Origin of the sequence: Pedobacter terrae (assembly GCF_900100705.1) — a bacterium.
GTDB lineage: Bacteria > Bacteroidota > Bacteroidia > Sphingobacteriales > Sphingobacteriaceae > Pedobacter > Pedobacter terrae.
In genome coordinates this window covers 35,668-48,592 of sequence record NZ_FNCH01000004.1, presented here as the reverse complement: position 1 = coordinate 48,592, position 12,925 = coordinate 35,668, and the positions used below count along the sequence as shown (strand labels likewise).

The window sequence follows — 12,925 nt, the reverse complement described above, 5'->3', positions numbered from 1 at the left end:
CATATTGCTCCTTTTTTTTAAAATCAGTATTTCTATTTAAATATTTACATCAATTATCAAAAACCATAGCTAGGTATTAAAAAATTGTTAATATTTTTGGGGCCATGAAATATAAACGCATCCTACTTAAGCTTAGCGGAGAATCGCTAATGGGCGAAAAACAGTATGGTATTGATAATGAACGCGTTAAGCAATACGCTGAAGATATTAAAGCCGTACACGATAAAGGACTAGAAATCGCAATCGTAATTGGAGGAGGAAATATTTTTAGAGGCCTGAGCGCCGAAAAAAGTGGGATGGACAGGGCGCAGGCTGATTACATGGGCATGTTAGCTACGGTAATCAATTCTATGGCCCTGCAAGATGCTTTAGAAAAAGTTGGCATTAAAACCCGCTTACTTACCGCTATTAAAATGGAGCAGATTTGTGAGCCATTTATCCGCAGAAGGGCCGTTCGCCATTTAGAAAAAGGCCGTGTGGTTATTTTTGGCGCAGGAACCGGGAACCCATACTTTACAACCGATTCTGCTGCAGCTTTACGCGCTATAGAGATCAAAGCGGATGTTGTTTTAAAAGGAACACGTGTTGACGGAATTTATACGGCAGATCCTGAAAAAGATCCATTGGCTACTAAATACGAAGAGATTTCTTTTAGGGAAGTATATGATAAAGGCCTTAATGTAATGGACATGACAGCTTTTACCCTTTGCGAAGAAAACCAAGTACCGATTATTGTGTTTGATATGAACAAACATGGCAATTTCATGAAAATCGCCAATGGCGAACCTATTGGAACCCTGGTTAAATAAGGAATAAAAATTATTAATTTTGTAGAATACACACAATTATGAACGAACTCATACAATTACAATTAATAGATGCTCAATCTGCAATGGACAGAGCCATCGATCATTGTGAATCTGAATTAACAAAAATCAGGGCTGGTAAAGCGTCAGCTGGAATGTTGGATGGTATTTTCGTAGATTATTATGGCGCAGCTACAGCATTGTCACAAGTAGCCAGTATTAATACGCCAGACGCCAGAACAATCGTCATCCAACCTTGGGAAAAATCACTTTTAACGCCAATTGAAAAAGCTATTCAGGTAGCCAATATTGGTATCAACCCACAAAACGATGGTATTGTTATTCGCCTGGTTGTGCCACCTTTAACAGAAGAACGCAGAAAAGATTTGGTGAGAAAAGTGAAGGAAGAAGCCGAAAGAGGCCGTATTACCGTTCGTAATATCCGTAAAGATGCCAACACCAAAATTCAAAAATTAAAGGGTGAAGGTGTTTCTGATGACGAAATTAAAACAGGTGAAGGCGAAGTACAAAAGCTAACCGACGCTTATATCATCAAGGTTGATAAACACGCCGAAGCTAAAGAAAAAGATGTAATGACAGTTTAACCTGCTTAAAATATAAAGAGATCGGGAATGGGTATCAATTCATTCCCTTTTTTTGTGCCTTATTTCTTCGCGCTTGATCCCCTAACATTTAAAACGGTAGGCAGCGATACCTGCGTATTTTCGATAGACTTTCCAGCTTTTTTTAGCTTTTTCAACAAAATCTTCATCACGTTTTCTGCAATGGATTCAAGAGGCTGTGCTACGGCTGTAACCGGGGGCTCACAAAATTCAAGAATTTCGAAATCATCAAAGGAAACAACAGCTATATCCTGGTGAATCTTAATCCCTAATTTTCTCAAAGTTCTTAAGCCATCCAAACAAATATAATTAGCGGCAAACACTACAGCATCAAGCTGCTTCTCTGCTTTAAAAAACTTGATCATTTCCTCAATTGATTCTGCAGAATTTACATATTTTATCTTCTCTACAATTGCCGGCAAGTTATATTTTCTGACAGCGCTTTCGTAACCAGCCAAACGGTCTACCATCTGTTGCTGTAAGGTATCAATGGTGACAAAACCGATATTTTTATAGTTATTTTTTATCAGGTGCTCGGTGGCTTCATAACAGCTATTCTCATTGTCGATAATCACATAATCTGTTTTAACATCCGGCACATACCGATCAAACAGTACTACAGGAGCATCTGTCTGAATCAATTTTTTAACTTCTTCCTCCAAACCCTCAGGCAAGGCCATAATGTAACCATCAACATGCCTGTCTTTAAAAATCTGCAGCAGCTCTATTGCTTTTTCGGTATCGTTTCTGGTACTGCTAAAAAGGATTTTATAACCAAGGCTAGAGGCAATTTCATCAATCCGGCGTGCTATGCCAGCAAAAAAAGGTTCTGAAATATCATCAACCAGGAAACCTATAATTTTTGTTTTACCTGTTCTTAAACTAGTAGCAAGGGCATTGGGCTGATAATTTAATTCAGCCACAAGGTCTAAAACCTTTTTGGTAAGCGATTCACTAATATTTTTTTCTCTTGCTTTTCCATTAATCACAAACGACACCGTGGTAATAGAGATATTTAATTGTCTGGCGATATCTTTAATTGAAATGCGTTTCTTCATCACAGGCATAACGAAATAAATTTGATGGGTAATATAACAATATATCAGACAAATATAGGATGGATATGAAAAAATGGTCTAAAATAAAAAGAGCAACCTATCCAGGATTGCTCGATTAACTAACTTATTATTCATAAAAAATGCTGTTGGGGAAGGAGTCGAACCTTCAAGGGGTAGTTAGCTACAGTTCAAAAAATTAATTTGTGGTCAACCCAATAAACTGCGTTTGTCCCATTATTCCCCACCACCGAGACAAGGAGGCGTGTCTGCCAATTTCACCACCCAACATTTCAAAAGTTATCAGTAAGCAGTTTTCAATTCTCAGTTATTGCTAACTGTATACCGGCTACTGCAAACTGAAACAGCTGTAGGGGAAGGAATCGAACCTTCAAGGAGTGGTTAGCCATTACTGGTATTCCCATTATTCTCCGCCACCGAGACAAGGAGGTGTGTCTGCCTGTTTCACCACCCTACATTGTGTTATGCAATTTTGAAAGAACGTTTCCTTTTTGTTAATTGCTTGATACAAATGTAAAGGAACAACCAATACCTTGCAAATATTTTAAACATTTAATTTTATTTTTATAATATTGATAAATTTTATTAAATTCGCTTATCATAATTCAAAAATATGCTTAAAAAAGACAATTCCAATTTAGAAATTGACAACCTTGATATCGATATATTGAAACAATTGATGCAGGATGCTACCAAACCCTATACAGAAATCGCTAAAGATCTGATTGTTTCTGGTGGCACGATACACGTTAGGATGAAGAAACTGCAGGAAATGGGTATTATAAAAGGTTCGCACCTGATTATTGATCCGCAAAAGGCTGGATATGATATCTGCGCCTTTTTAGGCATTTACCTAGAAAAAGGAATCCAGTATAAAGATGCGGTTGCACAACTGAGCAAAATTAAGGAGGTGGTAGAATTACATTATACTACAGGTGCCTATAGTATGTTCGCTAAAATTATCTGCAGGGATACCAACCATTTGCGCCATGTTTTAAATGAAGAGATACAAGCAGTGAACGGTATTCAACGGACAGAGACTTTAATATCACTGGAAGAAAGCATTAAGAGACAGATTGAACTAGGGTAATCGGAAAGACTAAAGGTGAAACCCATAATCTCTGTAATCATACATGCGTTTGGATGACGGGATATATATTATATGGTAAAAACCTTTAGCGATTGCTTATTTGAAAATGAACGTTCAGTAGGGTTTCGGGAGCAGCAGCCCCGTTATCCGCTATAGCCCCGAATTGCAATCGGGGGCTGCCGCTTCTACCGGGTTTAGGAACAAAGATTTGTGCAATAAGCACCCAGCCAAAAATAGCACCACCCAATGGGCCGCATAGACCCGATCCGATAGCAATCGGATGGAGTGAACATCCTGATTTTTCATCGGGATAAAACGGAAAGCGGGAAGAAACATAGATAGCTATACAGGCCATGCTCTCCCAATCTTAATCATCATGCTTATTGGAAGCCCTCCGACTACGCTAACCATTCTCGCACATGCGGGAACCACGAAGTGCTCAGCGAAGCTAATCTTAAAACGCTTGCATTAAGATTATTCATAAGGGTTTGTTTTTATCAGTCAACCATATTGATTTTTATTCAATAAATTATCCCTCAAGGAGGAATAACTAAGAGCATGAAGAAGAGCGTTATTATACCTAGAGCAGTAGCTTATGTAGTTAAGCACCCAGCCAAAAATAGAACCACCCCATGGGCCACATAGACCCGATTAGAGTGAACATCCCGATTTTTCATCGGGATAAAACGGAAAGCGGGAAGAAACATAGATAGCTATACAGGCCATGCTCTCCCAATCTTAATCATCATGCTTATTGGAGGCCCTCAGACTACGCTACCATTCTCGCACATTCGGGAACCACGAAATGCTCAGCGAAGCTAGTCTTAAAACGCTGGCATTAAGATTATTCCTAAGGGTTTGTTTTTATCAGTCTACCATATTGATTTTTATTCAATAAATTACCCCTCAAGGTGACAAACGCTTTAAATAATTCGTTTTTGAGCATCTGTATTACATTCAGGTAGGAAACAAAATTTTTTATTGCATTAAGATTCCCAATCAAGTTGGGAATGACGTTAATTTAGAAAATAATCTCCGAAAACACTGCTTATTTCAAAAGCTGATAAGCCACCAGCGCAGCAACATAGGCCATAGCCGTCATATAAGCCAACTGAATTACCGGCCATTTCCAACCTTTCGTTTCGCGGTAAACGATAGCAACGGTGCTCATACACTGCATAGCAAAGGCATAAAAAAGCATCAGTGAAATACCTGTAGCAAAAGTATAAACGGGCAGACCAGTACGGTTATTAACCGAAGCCGACATACGCTCTCTTATCGTTGAAGTATCTTCATCACCACCATCAACACTATAAATGGTAGCCATTGTACCCACAAAAGCTTCACGGGCCGCAAAAGAAGTAATTAAACCAATACCAATTTTCCAATCGTAACCCAAAGGACGGATAGCAGGCTCTATCCAATGCCCAAGAATGCCCACATAGGAGTTTTCCAGCTTCTCGGTAGCCATTAAAGTTTTAATGTGATCGGTATTTTTTGTGGTATCAGCCAGGGCAGATTCATATTTTTGATCAATACTTTCAAATCGGTTTCCCGGTCCGAAAGAAGCCATTACCCAAAGGATGATGGAAATGGCAATAATTACTTTCCCAGCTTCGAAAACAAAGGTTTTCGATTTTTCGTACATGGTGTAGAACACATTTTTCCACCTTGGCATGCGGTAAACGGGCAACTCCATGATAAAATAAGACCTTTCCTTCGTTTTAATGATAAATTTCATTACCCACGCTACCAGCACCGCAGCAACAATGCCTACCAGGTACATTACCATTAGCGCCAAACCTTGCAGGTTAAAAATGCCAAGAACGGTTTTAGAAGGTATAATTAAGGAAATAATTAAAATATATACCGGGAGTCTTGCCGAACAGCTTACCAATGGCGTAACCATGATGGTAATCATTCTATCTTTCCAGTTTTCAATATTTCTGGCAGCCATAATAGACGGAACAGCACAGGCTAAACCACCGATCATGGGCACTACCGATTTACCGTTAAGTCCAACTTTACTCATCACTTTATCCATCATAAAGGTAACACGGGCCATGTAACCCGTATCTTCTAAAATGGATATGAATGCGAAAAGAATGGCAATCTGCGGAATAAAAACAAAAATACCACCTAAACCAGCAATTACGCCATCCAATAACAAATCGGTAAGCATGCCTGCAGGCAAATATTCATGTCCAGTGCTGGTCATCAAACCAAAACCAGTCTCAATCCATTCCATTGGATAGGATGACCAGGCAAATATCGCATTGAAAATGACAAAGAGAATAAGCAAGAAAATAGCAAATCCCCAAACCTTGTGTGTTAAAACAGCATCCAGTTTATCACTGAAAGAAAATTTCTTTTCCGTGCCATTGTCAATAACCACATCAGATAAAATAGTGCTTAGACGTTTATATCTGGCAATGGTTTCTGCAGCCTGAATTTTAGCAGATTCGAAATGGTGTGATTGTTCAATATGTTCAATTTCTTCCTGTTCCTTTTCGGTAAAAAAAGTTAAATGTTCGTGCTGATGCAGCACTTGTAGCGCGTAATAATCGTTATCGGAATTAAGCCTGGCTTTTATGGCATTAATCGCTTCCGGAGCCAGAAAATTCACATCTACGTCCTGGTACTGCGTGGCAATTTTATTGGTATTGGCAATGGCTTGTTTCAGCTTATCAATCCCAATGTTATTTCTTGCTGAGATGGAAACCACCTGGATCCCCAATTTTTCAGACAGTTTATCCAGATTAATCTCAATCCCCTGCTTAGCAGAAAGATCGATCATATTAAGTGCTAAAATGATCGGGATGCCCAGATCTGCCACTTGCGAATACAAAAGCATATTGCGCTTTAAATTCGAAGCATCGGCGATGAGTACAATGACATCAGGATGGCTGTTGTTTTTTTTATCGGCAAGCACCTGAAAAACGATGCTTTCATCAGCACTTTTCGGATATAAGCTATATGTTCCTGGTAAATCGATAATCTCGGCTTCTTTACCGTCTGCGAGTTTTGTAAAACCCGTTTTCTTATCAACAGTAATGCCTGGAAAGTTTCCGATTTTTTGATTTAACCCTGTTAAACGGTTAAATAAAGTAGATTTACCTGTATTGGGATTACCAACTAATGCAACTTTAATATCCAAACCCAGCTTTTTTATTGAATAATAATAACATCGGCTTCGCTTTTACGCAAGCAAAGCTGATATCCAGCTACACGGATCGCCATAGGATCGCCCAAAGGAGCAAAACGTTCTACTTCTACCACCTCGCCCGGCAAGCAGCCCATTTCCATTAACTTCACAGACATATCTAAATCTGTAAAGGCTACAATTGTTCCCTTTTCTCCTACTTTTAGGTGCGACAGCTTCATGTGCTAAATTTGGCGCAAGTTAACCTTTCTTTAGATTTATTCCAAATAAGATAACCCCGTGTAGGATATAAATTATCCAGCTTTTACCGAGAAATGATCTAATTCCGTTGTCTTCCTCCACCAAATGCGTCGCCACCATTATTATTACGGCGTCTGCCCTGATTATTACCTTCTCTGATCATGTTTTTACCGCCCATGCGGTTTAAGGAATAAGTAAATGAAAACATGAAATAACGCCGCAATACGTTATAGCTTTCATCACGTATCGTGTTATTATTGGCCGTACGGCTTACACCCTGGTTTTCGTTCAGCAAATCATTTACGGCAGCTTTAAAAGTGCCACGATTTTTAAAAAATTGTTTGCTGATGTATGAATTTACCAAAGTAAAGTGCGTATCGAAATCCGCTCCCCTACCTGTATTCTGGTTGTAATCTGCATCTACCGACCATCGGATATCGCCAGGAAACATATAACTTACACTTATATTTGGACTAAAAGTGTAATAGCGCGTGTTAGAACTGGGCTGAACAGAATAGGTAGCCCTATTTATTGAGCCATTAACACCTGCCGTTAAATCAAGCTTATCCAAATTGGAAACCAAACGGTAACCATTGTTAATCGACCAGCTATTGGTGATGTTTTTTAGGTTATTGGTAAAGTTTACATCCCGATCATAATTACCACTGATGTTAATGTGGAAATTAAGTTTATTTTCGGTCATGATGGGCAAACTTAATGAAGAGGATAATGATCCGGCATAAACACCATTTACGTTTACAGGCAACACAGCAAATTTACCTTGATTAACCCCATTTTCGATTAAGCTGCTGCTATTGGCAATTTTGTTGGAAGTTTGGGTGAGATTTACATTTACAAATAACGACCTGTTTTTGCCGGGCGTAAACGTATTGTAGGCAATGCGCAGGTTGTTGTTAAACTCGGGTTTTAAATCAGGATTTCCCAATGGGATACTTTGCGTGTTGGTATTGTTCGGAATAGGCTGTAACTGCTGTATGGATGGCTGGTTGGTGCTACCACGGTAATTGAAGACCAAACGTTTGCTATTACTAAAATTATACCTGAACATGGCGGAAGGTGTATAGTTAAATACATTCTGTTTTAATATAAATCCGCGGGTAATGTTATTGTTTTTACGATCGGTATTCTGAACAGCCATCCCCACATTCCAATTATATTTTTTGGCCATTTTGTTGAAACTGAAACCGGCTGAATTAGTTAAAATGGTATTTTCGTAAACGTTACTTAATGAATCATTTAGTAAATCATAATTTAGCGTGGCGGGGTTAAAATCGTAGGTAAAACGATCGGAGGTATTGTGGTTATAGCCGTTCTGATAGTTAAATTCGAGGCTAAGCGTTTTAGTTAACGGCTCTGTATAAACCAAACGGGTATTCTGGTTGATAGATTCGCTTTCCTGATCATTTAGCTGGTTGATCATCTTTTTTGTTTTAACACTATCTTTTTCACGTGTTTCGGGATTGTAATTATAATTATCAGCATCGTTATCGTTAATGTTGGTGTTCAAATTCAGCGATAATGTTCTTCCGCGACGCATAAATTTTTTACGTAATAAAATATTGTTGCTGATAGCTGGCGATGTATTATGGTTGGTTAACCGTTGAGAACCACTTGTAGTATAGGTGCCAAAATCGCGGGTATAAATACTATTGTTCTCACTTTCGTTATTGGTATAACTCAAATTCGGCTGGATCCGCAACGAAGTGAGCGAATCTAGTTTAGTATCGACCATAAAGTTTAAACGGTGGTTTAAACGATCAGCAGTATTATTTTGGCTATTATTGAAAACTGTGGTTACATTGCCTAAAAGGTTTTGGGTAACGCTGTTTCTTAAAATGAGGTTATCAGATTTATTAACGAAATAACTGAAATTAATTTCAGTTTGATCGGCATATACATCTGAGAAATTAAATCCACCGGCTTTGGTATCCGTAATACCGCTACGGCCGCCGCTTCCGCCTCCGCCGCCCAGGCCACCACCAAAATTCTGCCTGTTCACATTATTAAACTGGGCGACAACACTCAACCGCTTATCTTGATTAAAATGGTTGATATTCGCATTTACGTCGTATCGATTGTTAGAGCCATAACCACCCGTGCTGTTTCCGAAATAACCGTTTTTCTTCTCCTTTTTGGTGGTAATATTAATAATTTTGGTTCTAGAGCCGTCATCAATCCCGGTAAACTGTGCCTGATCGGAAAGCTCATCAATAATCTGAATTTTATCAATCATATCAGCCGGGAGGTTTTTAGTAGCCAATAAGGGGTCATTCCCAAAAAATTCTTTGCCATCAACCTTAACTTTAGTAATGGTTTCACCTTGGGCTTTTACCGTTCCCGCTTTGTCTACCTCTACACCAGGTAATTTCTTTAATAAGTCTTCTACTACAGCATTCTCTACCACTTTAAATGAACTTGCGTTAAACTCAAGGGTATCCTTTTTTACCACAATCGGCGGTATTTCTGCTTTAATATCTACGGTTTGGAGGTCAATTGCGCCTCCTTCTAAAACAATATCGCCTAGCGTTACGTCAGTTTTTTCGTCCGTAATAGTAAAATCTTTTGTAGCATTTTTTAAGCCTAAAAATGCAGCATATAACCTGTAGCTGCCAGATTTTAGGTTTTTGAAAACAAATTTTCCATCTTCTGAGGTACTTACCGCACCAACCATGCTCGAATCGGACAGTTTTTTTATAGCAAGAGAAGCATAATCGATCGGTTTTTTATCTTTTGACTGGATTACCCTTCCACTTACCGAGCCGGTTTTCTGGGCGTAAACATAAAATGATAAGAAAATAAGAAAAAGCGTAAAAATTTGTTTCATTCGGTTAGTTTTGGCTTATAGCATAGAGACAACAGACTTTCAGAAAGGTTTATTTGCCCTTAGTAACATTTGAAATACATAAATGTCAATTGTACATTTAATTCGGAGAATTGGGTATCGGTCGGTGAGAAACCACCGAGGAAAAAAGTTATAAAACAGAAAGCCCCGGATAAAGCCGGGGCTTTTATTATAATATTGATGGTCGGCGAGCCACCGACCATTGGAAAACATTACATCCTCGGACGGCCACCACCACCGCGTTGGCCTGGCATCTGCATATCGCCACTCATGGTTTTTCCACCGATACGGGATAACGAATAAGTAAAGGAGAACATATAATAGCGTTTTAACACGTTATAGTTTAAATCTGTAATCGTATTATTTGCTGCGGTCCTGCTTATGCCCTGGTTTTGGTTAAAAGCATCGTTAACTGCAATTTTAAATGTGCCCCTGTTTTTAAAGAACTGGCGGCTGATATAAGAATTTACCAAAGTATATTCGGTATTAAATCCTTCACCCCTGCCTGTATTTTTGATATAATCTAAATCTACCGCTAAACGGATATTTCCGGGAAACAAGTAACTGATATCAAAACTGGGATTTAGCGTATAATAGTTGGTGGTTGAGTTTGGCTGGGCAGAGTAAGTTGCCCTGTTATAGGTACCGGAAATACCCCCGGTGAGGTCAAACTTATCAAAGTTGGTTACAAAATTATATTTGTTGGTAACCGACCAGGAATTTGTGATATTTTTCACGAGATCAGTAGTGTTATTATCACCCGAGGTAAAATTCACATTCCTATTGTAGTTTCCATTTAACGATGCATTCAGGGTCAATTTACGTTCAGGTAAAATTGGAACCCCCATATTGATACTTGCATTACCCGAATAAACTCCGTCAACATTAACATAGGTCGTTCTGATTTTACCGAAATCCTTATCACTTTGATCAGTTACCAATTGGCTACTGTTACCAATGGCATTAAAAGTTTGACTCAAACTTAAAAAAGCGAAGAACATTCTGCTTTTAGCGAAATCGAAATTATTATAGTTGATGCTTAAATTGTTGTTAAACTGGGGCTTTAATTCAGGATTACCAACAAAAACACTTTGTGTATTGGTATTATCAAGTATTGGCTGTATCTGATTAATAGTTGGCTGTTGGGTTGTTCCTCTGTAACGGATATTTAATCTTCTGGAATTGCTGAAATTATATCTGAAATTTGCCGAAGGCGTTAAGTTGATGAAATTCTGTGTTCTCACCAAACCAGTTGTAAGGTTGGTATTCTCGCGATTGGTTTGTTGTGCGGCTAAACCAATGTTCCAGTTATATTTCTTTTCGTTGGTTGTAAAGCTTAGCCCTGCAGCGTTTGTTAAAGTTTGGTTCTCATAAACATTGCTATAATCCAGATTAACCAGGTCATATTGCCCGCTTGCTGAGTTGAAATCCAATACCTGGCGGCCCTGGTTATCATGGCTATATCCATTCTGATAGTTAAATTCTAGACTCGTTGTTTTAGATAATGGCTCTGTATATACCAATCTGGAGGTATTATTAATAGAATTTGTATTTACCTTATTCAACTGATCGGTCAAACTAGCCGTTGGCGTGCTGTTAATGGTATTCGTTTCAGATATGTAATTATAATTATCGGCATCGTTATTATTGATACTCGTGTTAACATTAAGCGACAATGTTCTACCGCGTCTTTTGAACTTTTTACGGATCAACAGGTTATTCGTGATGTTCGGCGTGGTACTGTTGCTGATATAGCGCTGATCTCCGACAGTTGTGGACTGGATCAAATTTCGGGTATAATCGCTCAGGTTTGTTGCATCACTTTCGGTATAGGATACGTTTGGCTGGATTTTAATTGTTGTCGATGAATCCAGCTTGGTATCGATCATAAAGTTAAACCTATGGTTGATCCTGTCCGTATTATTATCCGCATTGTTCGCGACAGTAGTAATCCTGTTTCCCAATAAATTTTGAGTGAAACTTGTCTGCTGGTTTGTAACAGCCGATTTATTAAAAAAGTAACTTCCCTGAATTTGGGTACCATCTTTATAGGTATCTGCAAAGTTTAAGCCTGCAGCATTTGTAGTTGTAATTCCGCCACTGCCAGCACCACTACCGCCACCTCCAAAATTACCCCGACCACCTCCACCAAAACCGTTCCCTGCACCATTACCCTGTCCGAAGTTCTGCTTATTTACGTTATTGAACTGACCAATAAAACTAAATTGCTGGTCATTATCGAACTTGTTTACATTTAAACTTGCATCATAACGATCCTGTGTACCGTATCCAGCTGTACTATTCCCAAAATAGCCCTTTTTCATTCCGGCTTTAGTTGTAATGTTTAAGATTTTATTTCTTGTACCGTCATCAACACCAGAAAATTGAGATTGCTCAGACATCTCATCAATTACCTGAATCTTATCAACCATATCGGCGGGTAAGTTTTTTGTCGCCAGTAAAGGGTCTGTTCCAAAAAACTCTTTACCATCTACTTTAACCTTGGTAACGGTTTCGCCCTGGGCTTTGATACTTCCGTCTTTTGCTACTTCAACTCCAGGAAGTTTTTTCAACATGTCTTCGACAACAGCATTTTCCCTAACCTTGATCGATTTTCCATCAAATTCGATAGTATCTGTTTTTACAACCACCGGAATGCTTGCCGTAACGTTAACATCTTTTAAATCAACCCCATCATCAACCATGGCAATTTCGCCGGCATTAACAGCTGCTTTAGCCACTTCAATATCTTTGGTTACCGTTTTTAAACCTAAAAAGGCCGAATAAATCCTATACTTACCCGGCGCTATGGCTTTAAAGCTAAAGCTTCCATCAGGATTGGTTTGACCGGACGCCACAACACTCGAATCTTTTAAACTTTTAATTGCAATTGTCGCAAAATCAACCGGCTTTTTATCTTTCGCGTTAATTACTTTACCGCTTATCGAGCCCGTATTTTGAGCCTGGGCGATATATCCACAAAATAGGAGCACAATAAGTATCGCGCGCTGAACATTTCTTTTCATTAAAAAATTAGGTATTAATACAAAACTAAGCTATCAGA

8 protein-coding genes and 1 tRNA gene are annotated in these 12,925 nt (G+C 38.8%); 3 read left to right on the top strand and 6 right to left on the bottom strand.

Going from position 1 to position 12,925, the window contains the following annotated elements; genetic code table 11:
- The first annotated feature begins 104 nt into the window (after positions 1–104).
- Together pyrH and frr are read left to right on the top strand one after the other, a co-directional pair.
- Entirely contained in the window at positions 105–809 is a 705-nt protein-coding gene (pyrH, locus tag BLR60_RS06700; protein WP_090498094.1) for a UMP kinase, read from the top strand.
- Between the two features lie 38 nt (positions 810–847).
- Positions 848–1,411 carry a ribosome recycling factor gene (gene frr / locus BLR60_RS06695; RefSeq protein ID WP_090498092.1) on the top strand — a complete coding sequence of 188 codons (564 nt, stop codon included), beginning with the start codon at positions 848–850 and terminating at the stop codon, positions 1,409–1,411.
- 59 nt (positions 1,412–1,470) lie between these two features.
- Here frr and BLR60_RS06690 read toward each other — a convergent pair whose 3' ends face one another.
- Positions 1,471–2,487, bottom strand: a complete 1,017-nt coding sequence (locus BLR60_RS06690; RefSeq protein ID WP_090498533.1) for a LacI family DNA-binding transcriptional regulator — start codon at positions 2,485–2,487, stop codon at positions 1,471–1,473.
- A gap of 143 nt (positions 2,488–2,630) precedes the next feature.
- A tRNA-Asp gene (locus BLR60_RS24805) sits at positions 2,631–2,775 on the bottom strand.
- Positions 2,776–3,118: 343 nt separating this feature from the next.
- On the opposite strand from BLR60_RS24805, the gene BLR60_RS06685 reads away from it, so the two are divergent.
- Positions 3,119–3,595 (top strand): Lrp/AsnC ligand binding domain-containing protein, encoded by a 477-nt coding sequence (locus tag BLR60_RS06685; protein ID WP_025145395.1) that lies wholly within the window; start codon positions 3,119–3,121, stop codon positions 3,593–3,595.
- A 1,048-nt stretch (positions 3,596–4,643) separates the two neighbouring features.
- Here BLR60_RS06685 and feoB read toward each other — a convergent pair.
- From feoB to BLR60_RS06660, 4 genes are all read right to left on the bottom strand, one after another.
- A complete protein-coding gene (gene feoB, locus BLR60_RS06675; RefSeq protein ID WP_090498088.1) occupies positions 4,644–6,752 on the bottom strand; it encodes a ferrous iron transport protein B in 2,109 nt (702 codons plus the stop codon).
- A gap of 11 nt (positions 6,753–6,763) precedes the next feature.
- On the bottom strand, positions 6,764–6,979 hold the full coding sequence (locus BLR60_RS06670) for a FeoA family protein (RefSeq protein ID WP_055913318.1): 216 nt from the start codon (positions 6,977–6,979) through the stop codon (positions 6,764–6,766).
- A gap of 98 nt (positions 6,980–7,077) precedes the next feature.
- On the bottom strand, positions 7,078–9,843 hold the full coding sequence (locus BLR60_RS06665; protein ID WP_090498086.1) for an outer membrane beta-barrel family protein: 2,766 nt from the start codon (positions 9,841–9,843) through the stop codon (positions 7,078–7,080).
- A 230-nt stretch (positions 9,844–10,073) separates the two neighbouring features.
- A complete protein-coding gene (locus BLR60_RS06660) occupies positions 10,074–12,887 on the bottom strand; it encodes an outer membrane beta-barrel family protein (RefSeq protein ID WP_090498084.1) in 2,814 nt (937 codons plus the stop codon).
- Positions 12,888–12,925 lie beyond the last annotated feature (38 nt).